21 protein-coding genes are annotated in these 23,724 nt (G+C 69.6%); 4 read left to right on the top strand and 17 right to left on the bottom strand.

Features of this window, described 5'->3' with window-relative positions:
• Nucleotides 1-112 precede the first annotated feature (112 nt).
• The 4 genes from KEG38_RS43700 to glnE all read right to left on the bottom strand — a co-directional run bounded on the left by KEG38_RS43700 (nucleotide 113) and on the right by glnE (nucleotide 6,688).
• On the bottom strand, nucleotides 113-1,441 hold the full coding sequence (locus KEG38_RS43700; protein ID WP_272426704.1) for a flotillin family protein: 1,329 nt from the start codon (nucleotides 1,439-1,441) through the stop codon (nucleotides 113-115).
• Complete coding sequence (locus KEG38_RS43695; RefSeq protein ID WP_272426703.1) at nucleotides 1,438-2,808, bottom strand: flotillin family protein; 1,371 nt, start codon at nucleotides 2,806-2,808, stop codon at nucleotides 1,438-1,440. Before KEG38_RS43695 ends, KEG38_RS43700 begins: the two co-directional genes overlap by 4 nt.
• Before the next feature lie 72 nt (nucleotides 2,809-2,880).
• Nucleotides 2,881-3,486, bottom strand: a complete 606-nt coding sequence (locus KEG38_RS43690) for an NfeD C-terminal domain-containing protein (protein ID WP_272426702.1) — start codon at nucleotides 3,484-3,486, stop codon at nucleotides 2,881-2,883.
• Nucleotides 3,487-3,712: 226 nt separating this feature from the next.
• Nucleotides 3,713-6,688 (bottom strand): bifunctional [glutamate--ammonia ligase]-adenylyl-L-tyrosine phosphorylase/[glutamate--ammonia-ligase] adenylyltransferase, encoded by a 2,976-nt coding sequence (glnE, locus tag KEG38_RS43685; RefSeq protein ID WP_272426701.1) that lies wholly within the window; start codon nucleotides 6,686-6,688, stop codon nucleotides 3,713-3,715.
• Between the two features lie 164 nt (nucleotides 6,689-6,852).
• On the opposite strand from glnE, the gene KEG38_RS43680 reads away from it, so the two are divergent.
• Together KEG38_RS43680 and KEG38_RS43675 are read left to right on the top strand one after the other, a co-directional pair.
• Nucleotides 6,853-7,518 carry a metallophosphoesterase family protein gene (locus KEG38_RS43680; protein ID WP_272426700.1) on the top strand — a complete coding sequence of 222 codons (666 nt, stop codon included), beginning with the start codon at nucleotides 6,853-6,855 and terminating at the stop codon, nucleotides 7,516-7,518.
• Between the two features lie 138 nt (nucleotides 7,519-7,656).
• Nucleotides 7,657-8,586: a GGDEF domain-containing protein gene (locus KEG38_RS43675; RefSeq protein ID WP_272426699.1), complete on the top strand. Its 930-nt coding sequence runs from the start codon at nucleotides 7,657-7,659 to the stop codon at nucleotides 8,584-8,586.
• A gap of 7 nt (nucleotides 8,587-8,593) precedes the next feature.
• Here the strand turns inward: KEG38_RS43675 and trpA are convergent, their stop codons facing one another.
• From trpA to fni, 8 genes are all read right to left on the bottom strand, one after another.
• Nucleotides 8,594-9,430, bottom strand: a complete 837-nt coding sequence (gene trpA, locus KEG38_RS43670) for a tryptophan synthase subunit alpha (protein WP_272426698.1) — start codon at nucleotides 9,428-9,430, stop codon at nucleotides 8,594-8,596.
• Nucleotides 9,430-10,632, bottom strand: a complete 1,203-nt coding sequence (gene trpB / locus KEG38_RS43665; RefSeq protein ID WP_272426697.1) for a tryptophan synthase subunit beta — start codon at nucleotides 10,630-10,632, stop codon at nucleotides 9,430-9,432. Before trpB ends, trpA begins: the two co-directional genes overlap by 1 nt.
• Nucleotides 10,633-10,715: 83 nt before the next feature.
• Nucleotides 10,716-12,818: a M13 family metallopeptidase gene (locus KEG38_RS43660; RefSeq protein ID WP_272426696.1), complete on the bottom strand. Its 2,103-nt coding sequence runs from the start codon at nucleotides 12,816-12,818 to the stop codon at nucleotides 10,716-10,718.
• Nucleotides 12,819-12,956: 138 nt separating this feature from the next.
• Nucleotides 12,957-14,396: a right-handed parallel beta-helix repeat-containing protein gene (locus KEG38_RS43655; protein WP_272426695.1), complete on the bottom strand. Its 1,440-nt coding sequence runs from the start codon at nucleotides 14,394-14,396 to the stop codon at nucleotides 12,957-12,959.
• Between the two features lie 16 nt (nucleotides 14,397-14,412).
• On the bottom strand, nucleotides 14,413-15,084 hold the full coding sequence (locus KEG38_RS43650) for a phosphoribosylanthranilate isomerase (protein WP_272426694.1): 672 nt from the start codon (nucleotides 15,082-15,084) through the stop codon (nucleotides 14,413-14,415).
• Complete coding sequence (locus KEG38_RS43645; RefSeq protein WP_136928355.1) at nucleotides 15,081-15,458, bottom strand: response regulator; 378 nt, start codon at nucleotides 15,456-15,458, stop codon at nucleotides 15,081-15,083. Before KEG38_RS43645 ends, KEG38_RS43650 begins: the two co-directional genes overlap by 4 nt.
• Nucleotides 15,459-15,461: 3 nt before the next feature.
• A complete protein-coding gene (locus KEG38_RS43640) occupies nucleotides 15,462-16,316 on the bottom strand; it encodes a GAF domain-containing protein (protein ID WP_272426693.1) in 855 nt (284 codons plus the stop codon).
• 84 nt (nucleotides 16,317-16,400) lie between these two features.
• Nucleotides 16,401-17,498, bottom strand: coding sequence for a type 2 isopentenyl-diphosphate Delta-isomerase (gene fni / locus KEG38_RS43635; RefSeq protein ID WP_272426692.1), 1,098 nt, complete (start codon nucleotides 17,496-17,498; stop codon nucleotides 16,401-16,403).
• A gap of 102 nt (nucleotides 17,499-17,600) precedes the next feature.
• Here fni and KEG38_RS43630 point away from each other — a divergent pair, with 102 nt between their 5' ends.
• Both KEG38_RS43630 and argH read left to right on the top strand, forming a co-directional pair.
• On the top strand, nucleotides 17,601-18,563 hold the full coding sequence (locus tag KEG38_RS43630; RefSeq protein ID WP_272426691.1) for a hypothetical protein: 963 nt from the start codon (nucleotides 17,601-17,603) through the stop codon (nucleotides 18,561-18,563).
• Nucleotides 18,560-19,912, top strand: a complete 1,353-nt coding sequence (gene argH, locus KEG38_RS43625) for an argininosuccinate lyase (RefSeq protein ID WP_272426690.1) — start codon at nucleotides 18,560-18,562, stop codon at nucleotides 19,910-19,912. Before KEG38_RS43630 ends, argH begins: the two co-directional genes overlap by 4 nt.
• On the opposite strand, the gene rpiA is transcribed toward argH, so the two are convergent.
• The 5 genes from rpiA to KEG38_RS43600 are packed head-to-tail and all read right to left on the bottom strand — an operon-like array spanning nucleotide 19,896 to nucleotide 23,661.
• Complete coding sequence (gene rpiA / locus KEG38_RS43620; RefSeq protein WP_272426689.1) at nucleotides 19,896-20,588, bottom strand: ribose-5-phosphate isomerase RpiA; 693 nt, start codon at nucleotides 20,586-20,588, stop codon at nucleotides 19,896-19,898. The two genes, argH and rpiA, sit on opposite strands and share 17 nt — an antisense overlap.
• A complete protein-coding gene (locus KEG38_RS43615; RefSeq protein ID WP_272426688.1) occupies nucleotides 20,585-21,259 on the bottom strand; it encodes a phospholipase D family protein in 675 nt (224 codons plus the stop codon). Before KEG38_RS43615 ends, rpiA begins: the two co-directional genes overlap by 4 nt.
• On the bottom strand, nucleotides 21,256-21,681 hold the full coding sequence (locus KEG38_RS43610; RefSeq protein ID WP_272426687.1) for an acyl-CoA thioesterase: 426 nt from the start codon (nucleotides 21,679-21,681) through the stop codon (nucleotides 21,256-21,258). The genes KEG38_RS43615 and KEG38_RS43610 overlap by 4 nt, the downstream gene beginning before the upstream one ends.
• Before the next feature lie 4 nt (nucleotides 21,682-21,685).
• The gene (locus KEG38_RS43605; RefSeq protein ID WP_272426686.1) at nucleotides 21,686-22,261 is read right to left on the bottom strand and encodes a DUF3501 family protein; all 576 of its coding nucleotides are present in this window, start codon (nucleotides 22,259-22,261) and stop codon (nucleotides 21,686-21,688) included.
• A 20-nt stretch (nucleotides 22,262-22,281) separates the two neighbouring features.
• Nucleotides 22,282-23,661, bottom strand: a complete 1,380-nt coding sequence (locus KEG38_RS43600; protein ID WP_272426685.1) for a heterodisulfide reductase-related iron-sulfur binding cluster — start codon at nucleotides 23,659-23,661, stop codon at nucleotides 22,282-22,284.
• Nucleotides 23,662-23,724: the final 63 nt, after the last annotated feature.

Raw genomic sequence — 23,724 nt, 5'->3', positions numbered from 1 at the left:
CGCAGTTCATCGACCCCGGGTCCAGCGCTTGCGCTGGTCCGGGTCCAGGGGCGGACAGCCCCTGGTGGGGCCTGGGGCAACGCCCCAGCGATGCGTCCCCAGGAAACCTCTGTCAGGCGCGCGGCGTGCGGCCTGGCGGAGGCGTGCTCCGCGAGGGGACCTGCGGAGGCGGGGGCGGCGCGGACGGGGCGGCGAGTGCAGGCGCAGGCGCGCTCGTGCCGAGACGGCGCGCGACGTCGGTCAGATCGAGGCCTGTGGCTGCGCGGATTTGCTCGGTCATGGCGATTGCCTTGCGCGCGAGTGAGCCGTCGTCGCCTGACGGGAGCACCGAGAGCGTGCCGATCTTCGTCGGCGTCCGGGCGCCTGCGATGTGCGGCAGCAGCGGCATCATCTGCTGGAGTGCGAGGATCTCCAGCGCGCCTGGCCCCGCCTTGCGGATCTCGTCGACGATGCGGTGCAGCGCCTCGGCTTCGGCTTTGCCGAGCTCGATGATCTTCGCTGCGTCGCCGCGCGCTTGCTCCTCGAGGTTCCGGCGCTCGGCGTCGTGCGGCTGGATCACGTCGGCGAGCAGTTGCCGCTCGACCTGGAGCGCGCGGGCCTTCTGGCGGTTGATCTCTGCCTTGACCTGCGCGATCTGCGCGAGGACCTGACCCTTCGCCTCCTGGATCATGGCCTCGCGACGGCTCATCGCGTCCTTGATGCGCTTCTGCGTCTCCTGCCGCGCGATCGCCAGGTCTGCGTCGATCTTGGCGACCTCGCTCTTCGCCCAGTTCTCGGCCTTCTGCTCGGCCGACTCGGCTTGCGTCCTGGCCTCGACGATGCTCGCGTCCATGCGCACGCTCGCGCCACGCATGCGGCCGATCGAGTTCAGATAGTTCGCGTCGTCGGCGACGTTCTGGATCTTCAGCGTGTCGAGCACGAGGCCCATGCGCTGCATGTCGTGCTCGGCCTCTTCGAGCAGCTTGTCCGCGAACGCGGTCTTGTCCTGGTTGACCTGCTCGGGCGTCAGCTGCGCGAGCACGCCGCGCACGTTGCCTTCGAGCGTCTCGCGCGCGATCGCTGCGATCTCGTCGCGCGACTTGCCGAGGAAACGCTCGACTGCGTTCGAGAGCCGCGGCTCCTCGCCGGGCAGTTTTACGTGCGCGACGCCTTGCACGTTGAGCGGGATGCCGCCCTTCGAGTAGGCGCCCTTCACGGAGATGTCGACCGGGATGTTGTTCAGATCCATGCGGTCGACGCGCTCGAGCAGCGGGATGCGCACGGCGCGGCCGCCGCGCACCGACCGATAACCGACCTCGCGCGAGCCCACCTGATGCGACCCGCCCGAGAGGACGAGCACCTCGTTCGGCGAGCTCACGAGCAGGAGGTTCTTCAGCGTGTAGATGACGAAACCCACCACGACGAACGCGGTGAGGCCGAGGACCATGATGATCGGGATCACGAAGCCCTCCCGTGCGATCCGAGGATCTGCTGGATGTCGATGCCCATCGCGCGCCCCGTCTCCTGAAGGACCCGCGTCACCGCGGCCGGGTATGCCGCGACGAGCGCGCTGAACGCCTCGACGTCGTTGCCCGCCACCACGTTGACCTCACCGACCTGCGTCTGCGCCACGCGCGCCGCCGCGGCCGTCACGAGCTGCCGGAGCTGCTGGAGCACGTATGCGTCCTTCGCCAGCTGCCCCGCGGCCGCCCACTCCTGCGCCACGAGCCGGAGCGCCTCGGCTGTCGCCTTGCCGTTCTCCACCGTCGGCGCCGCCTCGCCGCGCGCCTTGAGCTCCTGCGCCTTGCGGTTTGCCTCGGCCGGCAGGATGACGTCGCAGTTGAGGCGGAGCTTTTCGAGCTCGGCGCGCAGGGCCTGGAGCTCCTGCTCGGCCACGGCGCGCTCGGTCTCGGCCGCGATCTCGGCCTCGTTCTCGATCTGCTTCGCCTCGGCTTCGAGCTTGGCGATCTCGGCGCGGTAGTTGTTGCGGCTCTGCACGATCACTGTCTCGGCGCGCTTCGCCGCCGTCTCGGCCGCCTGCCGCGCTGCTGCTTGCGCCTCGGCCACGGCCTGGTTCGCCGCGTTCTCGGCGTTCGCCGCGTCGCGCAGCATCGTTGCGATCCGGCCGCGGCCGAGGTTCGCGAGGTAGTGCTGATCATCGGAGACGTGCTGGACCTTGAGCACGTCGAGCTCGAGCCCGAGCTTGTCGAAGTCGTCGCGCGCGTTCTCCACGAGCGTCTCGGCGAACTTGAGCCGATCCTCGTTCACCTCCTCGGGCGTGAGCTGCGAGATGACCTCGCGCAAAACGCCTTCGAGCGTCTGCTGCGCGGCGATGGAGATCTGCGTGGGCGTCGTGCCGAGGAAGCGCTCGACGGCGTTGCGCACGGCCGTGTCGTTGCTCGCGATCTTCACGTTGGCGATCGCGTGCACGCTGAGCGGGATGCCGCCCTTCGAGTAGGCGTTGTGCACCTGGACCTCGACGGGGAAGAGCCGCATGTCCATGCGGGCCACGCTCTCGAGGAAGGGCACGCGGAAGCCGCGGCCGCCGTGCAGGATTTTATAGCCGCTCACGGTGCCGTCGGGCAGGACGTGCTTGCGGCCGCTGAAGACGAGGATCTCGTTGGGCCGGCAGATGAACAAGAACTGCCGGAGGATCGCCACGAAGATCCCGAAGAGCACGATGATGCCGCCCGCGGCGAGCAGCACCAAGACGGCTTGATCGAGGTCGGGCGTCCCCGCGCCCGCTCCCACGTCGGTCGGAGGGCGCGTGCGCCGCTGCTGCGCGTCGATCGACGCGAAGAGCGCACTGCCGAGAAGATTGTACCCCATGCGCCGAGCGTAGCAGGCATGACGCCGCGCCCGGGCGTGATCGAACACGCGATCACGCGATTTCCTGGGACCTCAAGCGAGCTCGGAGGGCCGCCGCGATACACGCGCCACGTCGCCCTCCACGTCCTCCACGAGGACATGGTCGCCGCGCGCGATCTCCTCGCCGTCGCTGCGCGCGAGGATGTCGACGCTCTGACCCTTCAGGACGATGCGAATCTTGCCGACCTTGTTCTTGCCGACGGGCACGAGCACGCGCCCGATCGAGCCGCCGGCGCGGGTGACGTCCGCCGACGTCGACGCAGATCCTTGCGCCACAAAACGAAACGCGAGCTGCGCGAAGAGGCCCGACGAGAGGCCGGAGGCCGCCGCGAGTACGAAGATCACCACGGGCCCCGCGAGCGCGAAGAGGTGCAGGAGCGAGCCCGACATGCCGAAGCCGAGCAACGTAAAGACCCAGAACCGGAGCGAGAGGAAAAAGGCCAGGATGTCGCCCGCGCCGGTGCCCGCGGGCGTCGTGGCGAGCGACTTGTCGGAGAGGTCCTTTGCGAGATCCTTGCCGCCGCCGCTGCTCGCATCGTGCGCGTCGCCGGCGTCGGCGTCGCCCTTGCCCCCCGCTACGATCTGCACGAGCAGGATGCCCAGACCGACGACGAGGGAGAAGAGGTAGACGAGGCCCATCGACCGAGAGGATATCGCGGTACGTGGGCCGAACGATCCGGATCGGGTACCGGGGCGCCCGAATGCTGATCCAGACGATCCGGATCGGGTACCGGGCAAGCGGATCGGCGATCCGAACGGTCCGGATCGGCAACCCGGGCTCCAGGGAGGCGATCCGAACGATCCGGATCGGCAACCCGGGCTCCAGGGAGGCGATCCGAAGCGATCCGACCGCCTCCCGGGCGCCTCAGCTCCCGCGCAGCACGGTCTCGTAGACCTCGCGCACGCGCCCCGTGACCTCCTGGTACCGCGCGAGCAGCTCGACGGCGGCCTGCGCTCCCGGTCGATCCCGGATCCCCATCCGCCGCGCCAGCGGCCAGAGGCCCGGCGCGCTCTCTTCGAGCAGGTGCGACGCGTCAGCATGCACGATCCGGATGCGTCCGCCGAGCTTGCGCAGAAACGCATACCCGTCCCGCAGCGCCTCGGCCTGCTCCGGCGAGAGCTTGCCCGACGCCGCGAGTGCCTCGATCGCGAGCGCCGTCTCCGTGGTGCGTACGCCGGGATCCGCGCCGCTCAGCATTTGCAAGAACTGCACGCAGAGCTCGATCTCGAAGAGCCCGCCGCGCCCGAGCTTGAGGTCGTACCGCCCACGCCGCTCCAGCGAGAGCTCCTGCTCCATGCGGCCGCGCAGGCGGCGGAGCTCCTCGGCGACCTGCGCCGGATCACCGGGCATCGCGTACGCCGCCGCGTGCGCGATCTCGATCGCCCGCGCCCCGAGCTCGACGTCACCCGCGACGGCGCGCGCCCGCAAGAGCGCGAGGCGCTCCCAGGCCGCGGCCTCGACATGCGGCGTGTCCGGCCCCTTCGCGTGATACCGCGCGAAGGCGTCGATCGACGTGACGAGCAAGCCCTGGTTGCCCGAGGGCCGGAGGCGCGTGTCGAGCTCGTAGCCGGGCCCGGCCGGGTGCAGGATCGAGATCAAGCGGATCACGCGGCGCGCCGAGCGCGCGAAAAACGCGTCGGGATCCGTGCCGGCCGGGGCCTTCTCCGGATCGAAGAGGAAGAGGACGTCGAGGTCCGAGCCGTAGCCGATCTCGCGTCCGCCGAGCGTGCCGACCGCGAGCACGGAGAGGCCTCGTACGGGCTCGCCTTCCGGCGTGCCGAGCGCATGCCGCGTCGCCGCTTCGAGCGAGGCATCCGCGAGCTCCGAGAGCACGTACCCGACCTCGCGCGGGCCAAGCTCGCTCGCGAGATCCGCGAGGCCCACGTCGATCACGACACGCGCCTTCGCCTGGCGGAGCGCGCCGACGAGCTGCTCGTCGGGATCCTCGTCCACCGCCGCGGCCTCGCGCTTGGCCTGGTCGAGCTCCGCGCGCGCGGACGCGGGCGTCGGGACACCACGCGCGAACAGGATGCGATCGCCGTGCTCGGGGTGCTGCACGAGCGCCTCGGCGAGGAACGCGCTGCCTCCGATCGCCTCCACGAGCCTTCGCACGAGGCGCGGCTCGTCGCCGAGGAAACGCAGGTACACGCCGGGATGACGGAGCCGCGCGAAGAGCCTGCGCAGCGTGCGCGCGGCCTGCTCGGGATCGGCCGCGTCGGCCACGGCGTCGAGAACCGCCTCGCCGAGGCGCGGGTACGCCTCGCGGCTGCGCGCGCCGAGCACGGCGTCCGGGCGGCGCGAGAGATCGAAGAGATCCCGCGCGACGTCGCCCCAGCGCTCGACGGTCTCGAGGGCGTCGGTCGCTTCGGGCGTCGCGCCGGGCAAGGAGACCTGCGCGACGCGGCGGAAGGCTGCCTCGAACGCGGCGGCGTCGCCGTCGTCGAGCGCGGCGAGGGCCTCGGCCCACGGGGAAGGCGCGGGCGCGCCGTCGGGCACGAGCGAGCGGAAGCGCGCTTCCACGCGGCCAAGATGCTTCGCGAGGTCGACCTCGAACGCCTCCGCCGACGCGAACCCGAGCGCCCGCGCGAGCCTTCCCGCGGACTCGGCGTCCGCGGGCCACACGTGCGTCTGCAGGCCCGTGCCGAGCTGCACGGCGTGCTCGGCGCGACGGAGCGCGAGGTACGCCTCGGCGATCTCGCGCGCCTCGCGATCCGTCACGAACCCGGCCGCGCGCAAGCGTCGGAGTCCATCGAGCGTGCCCTTCACACGGAGGCGCGCCTCGCGGCCGCCCCAGATGAGGAGCAGCGTCTGCACGAAAAACTCCGCCTCGCGGATGCCGCCCGATCCGAGCTTCAGATCCCGCCCCGGCTCGCGCGAGAGCTCGGTCCGCGCCCGCTGCACGAGCTTCGTCATCTCGACGGCGATCGTCGGATCGACGCGCCTCCGCCACACGAACGGCTCGAGCGCGGCGAGCACCTCGTCACCGAAGTCGAGATCCCCCGCGATGGGCCGCGCGCGCACGAGCGCCGCGCGCTCCCACGTCCGCCCGAACGACTCGTAGTACCGCTCGGCCGCGGCGAGCGAGTTGACGAGCGGCCCGCTCCGACCCTCCGGCCGCAGACGCAGATCCACGCGCCACACGAACCCGTCCGCGGTCACGTCTTCGAGCGACGCCGTCACGCGCCGCGCGACACGCGTCCAGAAGTCGTGGAGCGGGAGCGTCTCGCCGCCGCCCTGCGTGCACCCGCCCTCGTCCGTGTCGTAAAAGAACACGAGATCGACGTCGGATCCCACGTTGAGCTCGCCCCCGCCGAGCTTGCCCATGCCGAGCACCACGAACCGCGCGGGCGCGCCGCTCTCGCGCCGCGGAGGACCAAACCTCGCCGAGAGCTGCGTGATCGCATCCTTCACGGCCGCGTCGATCGTCACCTCCGCGAGCACCGCGATCTCGTGCGACGTCACATCGACGTCGGCGCCTCCGAGCGAAGGTGGCAAGAGCTCGCGCAGCGCCACGCGAATCCGCTCTTCCCGCGCGAACTTCCGCAGCTCACGCGCCACCCGCTCGCCGTCGTCGCCGTCCCCGATCCGCGCCCGAAGCCTCGCGACGAGCCCAGCGCGATCCCGCGCCGCCTGGTGCCCCTCGGCCGCGATCGTCGCCACGATCTCGGGCGACGCTTCGAGCGCGGAGGCGAGGCCCGGGTACGCGCTCGCGAGCAGCACGGCGAGGGCGAAGCCGACCGAGCCGGGCTCGAGTCGCTCGGCGAAACGCGCGGCGTAGATCTCGGCGCGCCGCCTGTCGATCCGCTGCGCGAGGGCGTGGAGCCGGGAGCGCCGGAGCATCGGAAGGCCGCAACGTAGCAGCGACGCGCGTTCGGCGCCTGGTCTCGTTTTTCTCCTTAGCCTCGGCCCGCGCCGAGCAGGCGGGGCGGACGCGCCACCGACTTCCCTCTTCTCGATCCCGATGCGCCTTGGCGAGGCTCCGCCCACCTCCTATGCTCCGCTGCGTGCGTCTCCTCTGCCTGTCCGACATCCATGGACGCGCGGATGCGCTCTCCGCCGTACTCGCGGTGGCCGAGCGCCGCGGCTATTCGAAGATCCTCGTCGCCGGCGATCTCTGCTTTCCCGGCCCCGATCCGCTCGAGACGTGGCGCCGGCTCACGCAGATGCAGGCCATCCTGGTCCAGGGCACCGGCGATCGCGCGCTCGCGACGCTCGACATCAGCAAGGTCGTCCCGAAGAGCCCCTACGAGCGCTCGCGGCTCGAGCGTCTCTCGGAGGTGCGCACCGAGCTCGGCCAGCTCATCCTCGCGCGGCTCGGCCGGCTCCCCACGACCCACCGCATGAACCTCGAAGACGGCAGCGAGCTCCTGCTCGTCCACGGATCCCCGGTCGATCCGTTCGAGCCGTTCTGCCACGACATGACGGACGAGGAGATGGCGGCCCTGCTCGGCGACGATCCGGCCGACGTGATCGTCTGCGGCGGCTCGCACGTGCCGTTCGACCGCATGGTCCAGGGCGTACGGATCGTGAACGTGGGCAGCGTCGGCGAAGCCCCGGGCGGCGAGGGCGCAGGGCAAGGCTTTTCGCACGCCGACGTCACGCTCCTCGAAACCAGCATCGCCGGCGTCGAGGTCGAGCAGATCGCCGTCCCCCTCGGGAAGGCGGCTTAGTGAGGGCGCGGCGAACCCGTCGGCCCTCCAGTCGGCTGGCTTTCGTTCAGCTTCTTGTCACCCCGAGAAACCACTCTGTCCCTGCACGGTAGTCGTTCCCAAGCGACGACGTGCAGCGCTATGATGCAGTTTGGCAGCATGAACAGCGGGCCGCCTGACGACGATATCGAAGCCACGCGGGTCGCCCACGTGAAGGAGCTCCAGGACGAGCTCAGGGCTCGATCGCAGCGTGATCGCGCCTATCTCATCGTGCTCGTCGGCTCGAACGTCGGCGAGATGTTCGAGGTCGAGTTTCCGGAGACCGTCCTGGGCCGTGGGGCGAACGCCACGGTGCGTCTGAACGACGACGGCATCTCGCGTCGCCACGCGCGGCTCGTCCGCGCCGGCAACGACGTGGTGCTGGAAGATCTCAACAGCTCGAACGGCACCTCGGTGAACGGCGAGAACATCAGCCAGCGCATCCTGCGCGACGGCGACAAGATCCGCCTGGGATCGACCACGATCCTCAAGTTCACCTACCACGACCACCTCGACGTCAGCTTCCAGCAGCAGATGATCGATGCGGCGCTGCGCGACGGGCTGACGAAAGCGTTCAACAAGCGCTACTTCCTGAGCCGTCTCGAGACCGAGATCGCCTACGCGAAGCGGCACCGCGCGCCGCTCTCGCTCGTGATGTTCGACGTCGATCACTTCAAGCGCGTGAACGACACGTACGGCCACCTCGCCGGTGACTACGTGCTCACGAAGATCTCGAAGCTGACGATGAACACGGTACGGACCGAGGACGTCTTCGCGCGCTACGGCGGCGAGGAGTTCGGCGTGATCTGCCGCGGCGTGACGCTCGGCAACGCAGGCATCCTCGGCGAGCGGCTGCGCGCGGTCGTGGAGACCACGCCCTTCGAACACGAAGGGACGCGCATGCAGATCACGATCAGCGTCGGCGTCGCCGCGCACCCGGATCTGCCAGTGGAGACGCCCGAGCAGCTCATCGCCGCCGCCGACGAGGCGCTCTACCAGGCGAAGCGGACGGGCCGAAACCGCGTCCTCCTGAAGCACGGGACAGGCTGACAGGCTTCTACGCGGATTCGTCGAGGGCTCGTCGCAGCTCGCCGACGAAGGAGCGAACGACGCGCCGTTGTTCGTCGCCGCTCGTGGCCTGCTCGATGCGCCGCGCGAGCGCGGTGCCGACGACGACGCCATCAGCACCGCCGGTCGTCTCGCCCGCCGCGAGCCTCGCACTCGCGCCGCTGTCGATGCCGAAGCCAACGAGCACGGGCCGGTCGAACGATCGATGCATCGCCTCGGCATCCCGCGCGGCCGCGGCGAGATCCGACGGGCTCGCCCCCGTCACGCCCGTCATCGAGATCGAGTACACGAACGCGCGCGGCGCGCCGTCGAGCGGCATGGAAGCGCGCCGGATCGCCTCGACCCGCGCCGCATGGCTCGTCGGCGAGACGAGCGGCACCACGCCGAGCCCCTCGGCCGCGCACGCGCCCCGGAGCGGCCCCGCCTCCTCGGGCGGCAAATCCACGACGAGCAGCGCATCCACGCCCGCCTCCCGCGCGAGCCGCGCAACCCGCGCCTCCCCCGCGACGAGCACGGGGTTGTAGTACGTGAACAGCACGAGCGGCGCCTCCGAACGAGCGCGAATGCGCGACGCGACTTCGAGTACCCGTTCGAGCGTCGCGCCCGCCGCGATGGCTCGTTGCGCCGCGCGTGCGAGCGTCGGACCGTCGGCCGTGGGATCGCTGAACGGCACGCCGAGCTCGAGGATGTCCGCGCCCGCGTCGATCGCCTCGACCGCGAGAAACCCCGACGCCTCGAGCGAAGGATCTCCGACGCAGAGGTACACGCAAAGCGCCTTCCGGCCCGCGCGCCGGAGCTCGACGAAGCGCTGATCGATCCGGTGCATCACTTCCCTCCGCCGTACGCCGTGATCGTGTCCAGGTCCTTGTCGCCGCGGCCCGAGAGGCACACGAGGATCCGCGCAGGCCGTCCCCTCGCCTCGGCCTCGCGCTGCGCGATCTGCCCGATCGCCGCGAACGCGTGCGCTGTCTCCAGCGCGACCACGATGCCCTCCGCGCGCGCGACCTCCCGCGCCGCGTCGAGCGCCTCCGTGTCCGTCGCCGAGACGTACGTCGCGCGCCCCGTGTCGCAGAGCCGCGCGTGCTCCGGCCCCACGCCCGGATAATCGAGCCCCGCGCTCACCGAGTGCGCCTCGTTCACCTGCCCCGCGTCGTCGCAGAGCACGTACGTCTTCGCCCCGTGCAGCACGCCGATGCGCCCACGCGAGAGCGTCGCCGCGTGCTTGTCCGTGTCGAGCCCGAGCCCCGCGGCCTCGACGCCGTAAAGCGACACGCTCGTATCACCCTCGAACGCCTTGAAGATCCCGATCGCATTCGAGCCGCCGCCCACGCACGCGATCACCACGTCCGGCAGCGCCCCGCGATCGAGGCACGACGCACGCGCCTCGTCGCCGATGATCCGCTGCAGCGACGCGACGAGCGTGGGATACGGGTGCGGCCCCGCCGCGCTGCCGACGCAGTAGTACGTCGTGCGCACGTTCGTCACCCAGTCGCGCAGCGCCTCGTTCATCGCGTCCTTCAGCGTCCGCGACCCCGACTCCACCGGCACCACGCGCGCCCCGAGCAGCCGCATGCGCGCGACGTTCGGCGCCTGCCGCTCCATGTCGAGCGCGCCCTGGTAGACCTCGCACGGCAGGCCCAAGAGCGCCGCCGCCGTCGCCGTCGCCACACCGTGCTGCCCCGCGCCCGTCTCCGCGATGATCCGCGTCTTGCCCATCGCCTTCGCGAGCAAGAGCTGTCCGAGCGCGTTGTTGATCTTGTGCGCCCCCGTGTGACAGAGGTCCTCACGCTTGAGCAGAAGCTCCGCGATCGCACCTCCGTCCGGATCGATCCGCCGCGCGAGCCGCTTCGCCTCCGTCAGGGGCGTCGGCCGTCCGACGTAGCTCCGCAAGAGCTCGTGAAGCTCCGCCTGGAACGCCGGCGCCGGCAGGATCTCCTGCCGCGCGCGATCGAGCTCCTCGAGCGCGGGCACCAGCGTCTCTGCGACGAAGCGCCCTCCGAACTGTCCGAAATACCCTGCCCCGAGCACCTGGGAAGCCTGCTCGCCCGCGTCCTACCGGGCGAGCAGGTCCTTCCTGAAAGGCGTGTGCAGCGAGCCCCGCGGCGCGCAGGTCACCAAACGGAACACATCTTCGCCGGGTGCATCGGCGTGCCCTCGGCGCACGAGAACGCCTGGGCGAACTCGGGCGTGTTCACGAGCGGACCGTTCACACGGAACCGCGGCGCCGAGTGCGTGTTCGTCTTCGCGTGGAGACGCGCGTACTCGTCGCGGCTCTTCGCGCACCAGGCCTGCGCGTGCGCGAGGAAGAACTGCTGATCCTCGGTGAAGCCGCCTGCGACGGTCATGTTCGCCGCGCCCTTGCGCATCTCGCGGTAGGCCATGAACGCGAGCTTGATGCCGCCGAGATCCGCGATGTTCTCGCCGAGCGTGAGCTTGCCATTGAGCTTCACGCCGGGCAGCGGCTCGTACGTCGAGTACTGCTCCTCGACGCACGTCGTCTTCTTCTTGAACAGCTCCCCGACGGCGGGCTCCCACCAGTTCTCGAGGTTGCCGTTGCCCGCGTACTGCGAGCCCTCGTCGTCGAAGCCGTGCGTCAGCTCGTGGCCCACGACCATGCCCATGCCGCCGAGGTTCACCTGGATCGCCGACTTCACGTCGTAGAACGGCGGCTGCAGGATCCCGGCCGGGAAGACCATGTGGTTCTTCTGCGCGTCGTAGTACGCGTTCACCATCGGAGGGCTCATCTGCCACTCCTCGCGATCGACGGGCTTGCCGATCTTGGCGAGCCTGCGCTTCTGCTCGAACGCGCCCGCGGCCATCGCGTTCTTCCCGTAGCTCTTCCGGTCGACCTCGAAGTCGTAGCTACGCCACTTCGCCGGGTAGCCGATGAGGTAGGCCATGGTGGAGAGCTTGGCGAGCGCGCGCTCCTTCGTCTTCTCGTCCATCCAGTCGAGCGACTTGACGCGCACGCCGAAGGCCTTGCTGATCTCCTGCACCATCTGCTCGGCGGCGCGCTTCGAATCGCCCGCGAAGTGGCGCGACACGAACGGCTGCGCGACGAGCTCGCCGAGCGCGTGATCCGTGGCCTCGACGCACCGCTTCCAGCGCGGCTTCTGCTCCTTCAGACCGAAGAGGCGGGCGCGAAGGGAGAACGCTTCGTCCACGAACGGCTTCGACAGCTCGTCGGCCGACGCGCGCACGATCTGCCACGTCAGGTAGCTCTGCCAGACGTTCGGCTTCACCGACGTGAGCAGCTTGTCGAGGCCCTCGAAGAAGGGGATCGACGTGAGGTTCGCCTGCTTCACGTCCGAGATCCCGAGCGCCTTGAAGTACACGTCCCAGGGGAACGTCGGCGCCTTCTTGGCGAGATCCGCGCGGCTCACCATGTTGTAGATGCCCTTCGGATCGCGGCGCTCCACACGCGTCTTCGAGATCTTGGCGATGTCGGTCTCGAGCGCGAGCACGTCCGCCGCGGCCTTCTTCGCGTCCGCCTCGGCGAGCCCCGCGAGCTTCAGCATGCGCTCGACGTGAGCGACGTACTCCGCGCGCAACTTCTTCGAATCGTCGTCGTCCTTCGTGTAGTAGTCGCGATCCGGCAGTCCGAGCCCGCCCTGATCGAGCGTGGCGATGACGCGCGTCGCGTCCCCGGGATCCTGCTCGCCCGAGATCCAGAACAGCGGGAAGATGCCCTTTCCGTGCAGGTCGGTGACCAGCGCGGTCACGTCCTTCGCCGACGAGACCTTCCGCGCGCGATCGACGAGCGGCTTGATCGGCGTGATGCCCGCGGCGTCGACGGCCGCTTCATCCATGCACGCGGCATAGTAGTCGCCGATCTTCTTCGTCGTCGGATCGGGGTTCTTCGCCTTGCCCGCGTCCTCGAGGATCGTCTTCAGCGCGAGCTCGTTGCGCTTGTCGATCTCGCTGAAGCTCCGCACCCAGGTCGCCTCGTCGGAGGGGATCTCGGTCGACTTGAGCCAGCCGCCGCAGGCGAACGAGTAGAAGTCCTTGCAAGGATCGACCGATTTATCGAGCGCGGCGCCATCGAGGCCCACGCTCTCCAGCGTGACCTCCACGGGCGGCGGCCCCTTGTCGGCGGGCAACGCGACGGTGGGCACGGGGCCCGCCGTGTTGGTGATGGGCTCGGGCGTGGCCGAGCCACACCCAGCGAGGAGGGACATCGCCACGGAGGCGAAGGCGAGGGAAAGCGTGCGCATACGAGTCTCCGGTCGGGGGAGCGGCATCCTAGGACGAACCGCGGACGTCGCAACGATGGACGTCGCTCCGAAGCCCGTGTGAACCCGCGAGAGCGCGTGAACCGGAGAGGACGTGGAGAGCCGTGATCGAGACCGCGATCAGCGACGCGAGATTTCTACGCGCCGCCGGCCCCTGCGCGCCGCGACGGCCGCGCCGATCGCGAGGCCCGTGATCCAGCCGAAGGACGCATCACCGCCGCCGACGACCCGGCAGCCGCAGCTCCCCTCCTCGCCGTCCGTGCCTCCACCATCTCCTCCGCCAGCGCCTCCGCTTCCGCCAGCGCCTCCGCTTCCGCCAGCGCCTCCGCCGCTTCCTCCGCTTCCGCCTCCGCTCCCGCCGGCGCCGCCGCTTCCACCGCTTCCGCCCGCGCCTCCCTCACCGCCGAGCTCGTAGGCGCCGATGTCGATCGTGCCGACCGTCGTGCGCCCCGCCGCGTCGGCCGGGTGCACGTAGTGAAACTTGGGGGTCAAATCGATCCCGCCGCCCATTCCCGGCGCCTCGCCCCCGTCCACGCAGGGCGATCCGTCCTTCAGCCGGTAGTCGAACGCGGCCTGGTCGACGAACATCGGATCGCCCTCGAAGTTCTTCCCGAGGATCGCGTTGCCCTGGTTCGTCAGCGTCCCGGGCCCGACGAAGATGTTGTTCCGGATGACCGCGGGCACCGCGGCCGCGTTGATGTTCAGGAACGTGCCGCCGTTCGGGCGCTCGTTGACGAACGTGTTGTTCACGACGTAGAGCTCGGTGTTTTGGTTCGCCCCGTTCGACTCCATGCGATAGGCCAGGATCGAGCTGTTGTCGGTGTTCGGCCCCTGCTGGATGAGGTTGCCGATGACGAACGACAGGCCGCCGCTCGGCAGGTCGATCTCGTAGCTGCCCGTCCCGTCCTCCCCTGTGAGGCGGTTGTAGAGCACGTGGTTCTCGAGCGCGCGCGACTTCAGCAGGTGGCCGATCTTCGCGGCGTGCGAGTAGTTGTGCTGGAAGACGAGCTTCTTGACGTGGTTGATGTAGAGGTTGTGCGACTGGCCGTCGCCGAAACCGTTGTTCGCGAACTCCGTGTACTCGATGAGGATCGTGCTCGCCGCGTTGTCGCCCGCGAGGATGCCGTTCTCGTTGTCGTGGAAGTAGCAGCCGCGGATCGTGAGGTTCGCGCCCTCCTGACGGATGCCCGCGCCGTTCTGATCCGGGACCGTGGCGCCGCTGAACTCGATGTTCTCGACGACCGTGTCGTTCCCCGCGATGACCCAGGTCGCCTTGCCGCCTGAGTTCTTCCCTGCCGCGTCGATCTTCGCGAGGCCACCGACGCCCCGCAACGTGAGCCCGTTCTTCGACCAGCCGCAGACATCGCCGTCGTAGGTGCCGGCCGCGTCGATCTCGATCGTGTCGCCGTCGCTCGCTGCCGCGATCGCCTGACAAGGCGTCGCGTGCGTCTTGCCCGGACCCACCGTCAGCGTCGCCGCCGATGCCGTCGCCGTCGCGAGCACGCACGGCACCGCGACGAGAACCGCCAAAAGCTCTCTCGAACCTCTCCGCATCATCATCACCAAGACCTCCTACTTACGCGTCGTCCGCGCCGTCCGCCGCTCCTGCGGCTTCCAGCGCGGCGCGCCGAGCTTCGTGGACGAACGCGCGCATCTTGCGCTCATCCTTCACTCCTGGCGCGGACTCGACGCCGCTCGCGACGTCGACGCCCCACGGGCGCACGACGCGCACCGCCTCGGCGACGTTGTCGGGCCCGAGCCCGCCCGCGAGTAGGAGGCGACGCGCGCGCGCGAGCTCGACGACGAGCGCCGGATCGACGCGCACGCCCGTCCCCCCCTTTTGTCCCGGGACACGCGCATCGACGAGCAGGAGATCACCGCCGTATCGCGCCGCGAGCGCGACGTCCTCCGCGCTGCCGATGCGCAGCGCCTTGAACGCGCGCGGCCCGAGCGTGTCGATCACCTCGGGCAGCTCGTCTCCATGGAGCTGCACGCGATCGAGCCCGACCTCTCGGGCAAGCTCCTCGATGCGTGGCGGATCCAGATCGGCCACAACGCCGACGATCTCGACGCGCCCACGCGCGGCATCCGCGAGCGCGCGCGCGAGCGTCACGTCGATACGACGCGACGAACCAGGAACGAAGTTGAGGCCGATCATGTCGGCGCCCGCGGAGACGGCGGCCTCCACGTCCTCGATCCGCGTGAAACCGCAAATCTTGACGTGGAGGGCCGGGGGCAGCCGATTCACTCGATGCCGAGGAGCTCTTTGACCTTGGCGATCACCTGGGGCGCCTGGATGGGCTTGGTGATGTACGCGTTCGCGCCGAGCTGCAGCGCGCGCTGCCGGTCTTCTTGCGAGCCCTCGGTCGTGATGATGATGATCGGCGTGTCCTTGTGTACCGGATCCGACCGGACACGCTTGACGAGCTTCAGCCCGTCCATGATCGGCATGTTGATGTCGGTGATGATGACGTCGTACTTCGTCGAGGCGAGCTTGCGCAGGCCGTCGACGCCGTCGTCCGCCTCCGTGACGCGCAGGTTCTTGAGCCGCGCGAGCGCGAAGACCAAGAGCTGCCGCATCATGGGCGAATCTTCGACAATCAGGCAGGAGTACTCGGCCATCGATCAGTCCTCCAGGTCGAGGAACGCCTGTACGGAAGGCACCTTGCGACCTGCATCGGTAAACAGCCGCGCGCTGACGAGCGCGAGGGCGGCCTGCGCGCCCAGGAGCCGGAACAGCTCACCGTCCTGGTCGTCGAAGGCCGTCTTTTGGGAAAGCGTCCCGAAGATGGCGATGACGCCGATGGGCTGGCCATCGATGAGCAGCGGTACCACCGCCGCGGGGCGCTCGACCGTGCCCTTCGAGACGTCGTTTTCGGCGTCGTAGTACAGCTTGCCGGTGGAATAAGCACGCCCGATCGGGCCGTCGTCCACCGGTAGGGTCGCGATGTCGGCGAAGCTCTGGCCCTCGGTCGCCACCGCCACGAGCTCCTTCTTGTCGTCCGAGGCGATGTAGACACCGAACCGAGCCGCGCCGAGCAGCTGCGCCAGGAGCTCCTTGATGTTGCGGAGCACGTGGCGAACGTTCGTCGAGGAGTGGAGCTGCGAGGTCGCGACGTAGAGGTTCGCGAGGCTCGCGAGCTCGGACTCCACTTCCTGATGGCGCGAGGTGTAGCGATCGCTCACCGCCTCCATCGCCACCGAGCGCTGGAGCAGCGCGTTCTTCTCGCTCTCGAGCGCCTCGATCTTCCGCACCAGATCCCGGATCGCCGTGTCGCTGGCGATGTGCGAGCGGAGCCTCCCGTTCTCGCTCTCGAGCTCCGAGAGGCGCTCGCGGAGACGTTCGTTCTCCTTCAGGACCTCTTCGGTCAGCTGAGCGCCTTTGCGGAAGAACTGCTGGATGAACAAATCCCGCTCCCTTTTCAGGTCTTCCGGAGGCTGTTCGCTGGGCGCTTTGGATCGCCCTTCGTTGTCGCTCATCGTCTCCCTGGGATCTCCAGCGACCCGGACGGTAGCACGCCCGGCTCGCCGGCAGGAAGGCCCCTTAAGATGGCCGGGCCAAGCTCATTTCTTCCGGCCGCCGGCCGCGAGGGCCGCCCAACGCTCGAGATCCGGGGAAAGAAGGGTCGGCACTCGCCGAAGGGCCCGTACGTCCCGTGCGCCCACCAAAAGCATGACGGCGCGAAGCTCGGACTCCACCTGGTCGAGGAAGGCGAGCGCACCATCCCGGCCACCCGAAAGAAGCGCTTGCAGAACGGGACGAGCAATCCCAGCCGCATGCGCGCCGAGGGCGATCGCCTTCGCCACGTCGACGCCGTTCGTGACGCCGCCGGTCGCGATGATGCTCTTGAACCGCGGCCGCATCTCGCGCGTCACCAGCACCGAAGCCGCCGTCGGCACGCCCCAGTCACGCAGCATCACGCCGAGCGATCGCTCCTGTCCCGCGGCGCGCGCCGTCTCCACCGCGACCCAGCTCGTGCCGCCCGCGCCCGACACGTCCACGTGCCGCACGCCCGCCTTCGCGAGCTTCTTCGCGGCGCGCGGCCCAATCCCGCAGCCCGTCTCCTTCGCGACGACCGGCACGGCAAGCTCCGCGACGAGCCGCTCGAGGGCCCCGACCACGCCCTCGAAATCACGATCCCCGCCCGGCTGCACGATCTCCTGCGCCGGGTTCAGGTGCACGCAGAGCGCGTCGGCGCCGACGGCCTCGACGAGCTCCATGACCTTCGCGGTCTCGAGGCTCTTGGCCTGCACGCCGCCGATGTTGCCGAGCACGAGCGTCGTCGGCGCCACGTCCCGCACCATGTACGTCTCGCGCGGCTCGCCCTTCAGGATCGCGCGCTGGCTGCCGAGGCCGAAGCCGTAGCCGCGCTCCTCCGCGATCCGCGCGAGCTCCCGGTTGATGCCCCGCGCGCGCTCGGTGCCGCCCGTCATCGCCGCGATCACGAGCGGCACGCGGAGCTTCTTGCCGAGCAGCTCGATCGACGTGTCGATGTCGTCGATCACGAGCTCGGGCAGCGCGTCGTGCACGAGCTCGACGCCCTCGAACAGCGTCGTCTTCGCGCGGAACCCCACGTCGCCCGTGGCGCAGAGGTCGATGTGGTCGGCCTTGCGCGTGGAGATCGGCGAGGCCTGAGCCGGGAGTGTATGCAGTTCGGTCATTCGATCCGTCCGCCCCCTCCATGAGGCTTGGCGGTCCACGAATCAAGGGAAAGAATCCCCGACACTTTCGACGCGACGCCGCCCACGCACTAGACTGATCGCATGGATCTACCCGCCGAACCGAGAGTCCGCTGGATCCTCCATCGCGCCGCGGCCCTGCTCGAGCAAGGCACCGAGCCCGTGCGCGGCCTCGTGCTCCCCACCGCCGACTATTTTCCCGATCCCTTCGATGGATCGCCGAACGCGGTGGCGAAGCTCCTCGAGCGCGTGCAAGCGCTCGCGGGCCTCTCGGATCTCACGGTCGAGCTCACGCTGATCACGCCCGAAGGCGAGACGATGAGCACGGGCTGCGGCAGCGGCGCCTGTGGCCCCGGCGGCAAGATCGAAGCGCGCCTCGATCGCGTAGGTCGTCGCCCCGATGGCTCGTACGTCGTCGCGGTGGGCACGGGCGAGGTGCGTGATCCCGTGGTCCTCACGACGGCCCTCGTCCGCTCCGTGGCCTGCATGTTCATGACCGAGGCCGACGCGTACGACGGGCTCTCCACGGCCGAGCGCGAGCCCGTCACGGATCTCGCGGGTGTGCTGCTCGGCTTCGGCGTCCTGCTCGCGAACGGCTCGCACGTCGTGGTGAAGGGCTGCGGCGGCGCGAAGGTCCACTCCGCGACGCGCCTCACCACGAACGAGCTCACGCTCGCGCTCGCCATGTTCTGCAAGCTCTTCGGCACGGATGGCCGGGTCGCCACGCGGCACCTCGATCCCGTCCCGCGCGAGCGCTTCGCGGAGTCCGAGACCTGGGCTCGCGCGAACGCGGCCGTCGTGCGCAGGCTGCGCGAGGATCCGGACGGGATCCGGAGCGACGCGTTCGTCCTCGATCAAGCCGAGGGATGGATGTCGCGCCTCTTCAGCTTCGGCCGCAGCAAGCGCGCGCCCACGGCCGAGGAGACACTCTCCGAGCTCGAACGATCGATGCGCGCTTCGGCGCCGAAAAAGACTGTCGATCCCGAACGCGCCAAGAAGCTCGCCGAGCTCCGCGCGCTCGTGGACGAGACCCTGGAAGGACAATGAGCGGACGACTCTGGGACAAGGGCGGCGCCACCGACGCCGCCATGCTCCGTTACACCTCCCGCGACGACTGGAAGCTCGATCAGCGCCTACTCGCCTACGACCTCGTGGCCACGCGCGCGCACGTACGCGGGCTCCGTCGCATCGGCGTGCTCTCGGAGGGCGAGCTCGACGCCATGGAGCGCGCGCTCGCCGAGCTCGTCCGCAAGAACGACGCCGGCGAGCTCGTGCTCACCGAGGCCGACGAGGACGGCCACACCGCGATCGAAGCCGCGCTCGTCTCGATGCTCGGCGACACCGGCAAGAAGGTGCACACGGGCCGCAGCCGCAACGATCAGGTCCTCGTCGCGATGCGCCTCTACGAGCGCGACGCGATGGACGAGCTCGAAGCGCTCGTCGTCGCCGCGGCCTCGGCCCTCGTCGCGCTCGCGCGTCGCGAGGAGAAAACACCGCTCCCCGGCTACACGCACCTCCAGCGCGCCGTGCCGAGCTCGGTGGGCCTCTGGGCTGGCTCCTTCGCCGAAGGCCTCCTCGACGCGGTCACCATCGTCCGCGCCGCGCGCGCGCTCACCGATCGCTCCCCGCTCGGCGCCGCCGCCGGCTACGGCGTGAACCTCCCGCTCGATCGCGAGGGCGTCGCGCGCGAGCTCGGTTTTTCCGACGTTGCCTGGAATCCGCTCGGCTCGCAGACCTCGCGTGGCATCGTCGAGGCCACCCTCCTCGCTGCCGCGTGGCAGGTCATGGCGATCGTCCGCAGGCTCGCGTGGGACCTCTCCCTCTTCACGACGAGCGAGTTCGGCTTCGTGCGCCTCCCCGACGCGTTCACCACGGGCTCGTCGATCATGCCGCAGAAGCGCAACCCCGACGTCGTCGAGCTCATGCGCGCGGCCTGCTCGATCGTTCAGGGCGCGCTCGTCGAGGTCCAGACCCTCGTCGCGCTCCCGTCCGGATATCACCGCGATCTACAGCTCACGAAATCGCCCGTCCTGCGTGGCCTCGACGAGACGCTCGCCACGGTCCGCCTCCTCCCGCGCCTCGTCGAGGGCCTTCGTTTTGACCACGAACGAATGCTCGCGGCGATCACGCCCGAGTGCTTCGCCACCGACCGAGCCGTCGAGCTCGCCGCCTCCGGCGTCCCTTTCCGCGAGGCCTATCGCCGCGTCGCCGACGAAATCAAAGGGCTCGCCCAGGGCGACGCGCCGGCGAGCCTCGCCGCGCGTGTCTCCCCAGGCGCCCCGGGCGATCTGCGCCTCGATCTCCTCGAAGCGCGCCTCGGGTCGTTCCACGCTCGGGGGCTACGCTCGGACGAGCCGAGCTACGCCCCCGAACCCCCGCTCACCGCATCTCGGTAACCGCGTCCGCGCCGCCCACCAGCACCACGTCCGCCAAGTCGACGAACAGGCCCGTATCGACGACGCCCGGGATACGCCGCACCTCGGCGTGCATCCGATCCGGGTCGTCGAGCGGCTCGAAGCGCGTGTCGAGAATCCAGTTCATGTTGTCGGTCACGAAGGGAAAACCGTCCGCCTTCTTGCGCACGACAGGCTCACCACCGAGGTTTTTCAGGTGCCGCGACGCCGTGGCCACCGCGAACGGCACCACCTCGATCGGGATCGCCGTCCTCGATCCGAGCTTGTTCACGAGCTTCTCCGGCGTCACCAGGATCACGAGCCGCTCGGCCTCGTACGCGACCACGCGCTCACGCAGGAGCGCGCCGCCGAGGCCCTTCGTGAGCGCGAGCTCCGGCGTCACCTCGTCTGCGCCGTCGAACGCCACGTCGATCCCGTGGATCTCTTCGAACCCGACGCACTCGATCTGAAGCCTCTTCGCGAGTTCCTCCGAGCGCTTCGAGGTCGGCACGCCTCGCACGCGGAGCCCTCGGCGCACCCGCTCGCCGAGGCGCTCGATGAACGCCTCCGCCGCGCGCCCCGTGCCGAGGCCGAGCGTCATGCCATCCGCCACGTGCGTGAGCGCTGCCTGCGCCACTCGATCGAGCGCGGCCGGATCCGGACCCTGAGACATCGTCATGCCCCGCCCTTGCTCGATCGCGGCCCCCGCGGCAACCGCGAACGACCTTTTCCCGCGGCCTTCTTCGCCGGCGCCTTTGCGCTCGGCGTAGCAAAACCCCCCGATCCATCGAGCGGCGCCGGGCAAACGTCGCGCACCCTGCAGCCTTTGCACTCTCTCCCAGACCAGATCCGATCGAACGCCTCCTGCATCTCGTCGAGCAGCACGTCGTCGTCCGTCAGGATCCCCGCCTCGAAATTGCGCCGCCCCTCGCCTTTCGCGCCGAGCCCCGCGCCCGTCAGGTTCGCCGATCCGAGGTACAGCGCCGCGCCGTCGACCGCGATCATCTTGAGGTGCACGCGCGGACAGCGTCGCATCGCGAGCCCACCTGCGAAGAGCTCCTCGTGCCGCGCGAGCTCCTCGCGAAACGCGCGTGACGGCACGCCCGCGTGAAGCAGCCTGAGCTCCACCCCGCTCTGCGCGAGGCCCCGCAAGACATCCAGCAACGACACGTATCGTCCCCGCGCGCGCGCCCGCGATCCCACGGGCGCCTCCACGCGCAGCTCCTTCACGTTCGCCGTCGCGATCCACACGCTCACGCGCGCCGACGCGAGCACGCGCTGCACGAGCACGTCGTAATGCGCGCGGTCCCGGAGCAAGCGCAGCTCGACGCGCCGGCCGCCCAGGCTCAAGGCGACGTGGCCTCGACTGAGAGGTGCGTTGCGAGGATCGACCGCACGTCGTCCGGCATCGGGCACGACGCCATCACGTCGAGGTTCGTCGTGACGATCGTGTGCTCCACCATCGCCACGAGCACGGAGCCCTCGTCACGCAGCATCCGGTACCGCAGCGTCGCGCTTCGGTTCCCGAGGTGTGCCGTGCTCGTCTCGATCCGCAGCACCTCGCCGTACCGCGCCGGCGCGCTGAACGACATGTTCACCTTCACCGCGGGCAAACCTACGCGCCGCTTCACGATGAGGTGCGGATATCCCCCGTCGAGCCCCCCGAAGAAGTGCTCCATCGCCTCGTGGGCGAAGCCGAGGTAGTGCCCGAAGAAGACGATGCCTGCGGCGTCGACCTCCTCGAACTTGATCGGCCTCACGAAGGCGATCATGGCTTCAAGCGAGATCCTCGGCGAGCTTCGTGATCGACGCGGGCCCGAGCTCGGTCCGCACCATGTACCGCGGATGATCCACGCGCACCGCGACCTTCGCCGTCTTCGCGCGGATCGCCGCGACCGCGTCCTCGGAGAGCTTCACCTTGAAGTAGTGCACCGCCGTCGTCCGGTCCGGCATCACGCCCTTCGGATCACTCTTCGCGGGCGCGCGCACGCCGTCGATCTCCACGCTCACGCAGCCTTCGAGGCCCCGGAGCTCGATCAGCATGCGGTCGCGGACCACGGCGTCCGGGATCTCCACGAACAAGGTCAGGCTCAGCTCGCCCGGGGCCGGGATCAGATCGTTGTACGTATCGAGCTCGTGCTTGATCCCGCTCTCGCTCGTGATGCGCTCGGTGCGCAGCATCTCCTGGATCTGCAAGAGCACCGAGTCCCGGTTCTCGAACACCCCCGACATCTGCTCGCCGAGCTTCACCCGCCGCGGCCGCTTCTCCTCGATGACGCGCGCCCGGAACCTCGCCCGGATCTGCTCGTAGTCGCCGAGGGGCAGGATCTCGCTCCGATCGATCGGTCGCATCGCTCTCTTCTCCTCCAGGATCAGGCTCGTTTGGCCTTCGTCGTGGGTTCGGCGCCCTCGGCCGGCAAGAGCCCGTAGGCACGCGCGAGCGCCTCGATCGGGTGGAGAACGTGCTTGCCCGTCTCCTTCACCACGCGCAGCCCTGCCAGCGTGCAGTCACTCACGACCATGTCCGGCTCCGTGTCCGACACGCCGCGCACGAGCTTCTGCGCGTAGCGGCGCCCCGTCTCGTAGTTCGCCGCCTTCATGCCCCACGTCCCGTCGACGGCCGAGCACTGCTCGATCACGCGCACGTCCGTGTCGGGCACGACGCCGAGCACGCGCGCGCCGGGAAAACCGACCTTCTGCGCGCGCAGGTGGCAGGCCGCGTGATAGGCGACCTTGCCGAGCTTCTCCGGGAACTCGCGCACGAGCTTCTTCTCGCGGCCGAGCTTCACCAAGAACTCCATGAGGTCGATCGTCGCCGCCGCGACCTCCTTCGCCTCGGGCGTCGGCAAGTACTCCGCCCACTCCTTCTTCATCGTGTAGCCGCACGTCGGCCCCGGCACGACGATCGATCGGCCCGCGCGCACGTGCGGCAGCAGCAGCTCCACGTTGTGCCGGATCTTCTCGGTCGCGGCCTTCACGTCGCCGCCGTCGAGGTTCGGCATCCCGCAGCACGTCAGCATCGCGCCGCGATCTTCCCCCGCGCCGGGGTAGCGCACGCGCACGCCGTTGTGCTCGAGCACGCGCACCGTCGCGTGCGCCACGTTCGGCACGTTGTACTCGCCGTAGCAGGTCGCGAAGAGCACGACCTCGCCGTTCTTCCCCGCGTTCTCGGCCGGCTCGTGATCCGCGAACCACTCGCCGAACGTCACCTTTGCCATCGGCGGCAGCGGGAACTCCGCCGAGATCCCCGTCACCTTCTCCTGCACCTTGCGCACGAGGCTCGACGCGAGGACGAAGTTCGAGATCGGCGCCATCACGCCCCCGCCCACGGCGCCGATCGCCTGCGGCTCGCCGAGGATCTTGTCGACGAACGTGATCCCGTCGCGCGCGGCGCGGTTCGCTCGTTCGCGGGCCATGAGCCGCGGGAAGTCGAGCATCTCCGACGAGCTCTCGTCAGGCGTGTACGGGCACTTGATATAACAGAGCTTGCACTGCCAGCAGGCGTCGCTGACGGCCTTGATGTCCGCGTCGTCGATGAGCTCTGCGCCCTCGGCGCGGCCCGACTCGATCGCCTTGTCGACCCGGTTGAACAGCTCCGGGAACGAGCCGCAGTAGTTCACGCACATGCGGCACTCGTGGCAGATCTGGAACGCGCGGCGCAGCTCCGCCTCGAGATCGCGCGCGTCGTAGTAGCGCGGATCGTGCGGGCTCGTCGCCGGCGGGGCCTTGGGCTTGCGGGGGATGACGCTCACGGCTTGCTCTCGTCTCCGGTTCGTCCGGGCAAAGGGAAGGGCCGCCAAAGGCGCGGCAGGCGC

It is taken from the genome of Polyangium jinanense (assembly GCF_028435265.1).
Classification (GTDB): Bacteria; Myxococcota_A; Polyangia; order Polyangiales; family Polyangiaceae; genus Polyangium; species Polyangium jinanense.
Note: the sequence above shows the minus strand (reverse complement) of the source record. Positions and strands in the feature narration are given on the sequence as shown.

Coding starts and splice junctions, on each gene's coding strand:
- glnE (WP_272426701.1), bottom strand. CDS start 6,688: ATGCTCCGGCGCTCCCGGCTCCACGCCCTCGCGCAGCGGATCGACAGG.
- KEG38_RS43630 (WP_272426691.1), top strand. CDS start 17,601: ATGGATCTACCCGCCGAACCGAGAGTCCGCTGGATCCTCCATCGCGCC.
- fni (WP_272426692.1), bottom strand. CDS start 17,498: ATGACCGAACTGCATACACTCCCGGCTCAGGCCTCGCCGATCTCCACG.
- KEG38_RS43675 (WP_272426699.1), top strand. CDS start 7,657: ATGAACAGCGGGCCGCCTGACGACGATATCGAAGCCACGCGGGTCGCC.
- KEG38_RS43645 (WP_136928355.1), bottom strand. CDS start 15,458: ATGGCCGAGTACTCCTGCCTGATTGTCGAAGATTCGCCCATGATGCGG.
- KEG38_RS43640 (WP_272426693.1), bottom strand. CDS start 16,316: ATGAGCGACAACGAAGGGCGATCCAAAGCGCCCAGCGAACAGCCTCCG.
- KEG38_RS43655 (WP_272426695.1), bottom strand. CDS start 14,396: ATGATGATGCGGAGAGGTTCGAGAGAGCTTTTGGCGGTTCTCGTCGCG.
- KEG38_RS43605 (WP_272426686.1), bottom strand. CDS start 22,261: ATGCGACCGATCGATCGGAGCGAGATCCTGCCCCTCGGCGACTACGAG.
- KEG38_RS43610 (WP_272426687.1), bottom strand. CDS start 21,681: ATGATCGCCTTCGTGAGGCCGATCAAGTTCGAGGAGGTCGACGCCGCA.
- rpiA (WP_272426689.1), bottom strand. CDS start 20,588: ATGACGATGTCTCAGGGTCCGGATCCGGCCGCGCTCGATCGAGTGGCG.
- KEG38_RS43690 (WP_272426702.1), bottom strand. CDS start 3,486: ATGGGCCTCGTCTACCTCTTCTCCCTCGTCGTCGGTCTGGGCATCCTG.
- argH (WP_272426690.1), top strand. CDS start 18,560: ATGAGCGGACGACTCTGGGACAAGGGCGGCGCCACCGACGCCGCCATG.
- trpA (WP_272426698.1), bottom strand. CDS start 9,430: ATGCACCGGATCGATCAGCGCTTCGTCGAGCTCCGGCGCGCGGGCCGG.
- KEG38_RS43660 (WP_272426696.1), bottom strand. CDS start 12,818: ATGCGCACGCTTTCCCTCGCCTTCGCCTCCGTGGCGATGTCCCTCCTC.
- KEG38_RS43695 (WP_272426703.1), bottom strand. CDS start 2,808: ATGGGGTACAATCTTCTCGGCAGTGCGCTCTTCGCGTCGATCGACGCG.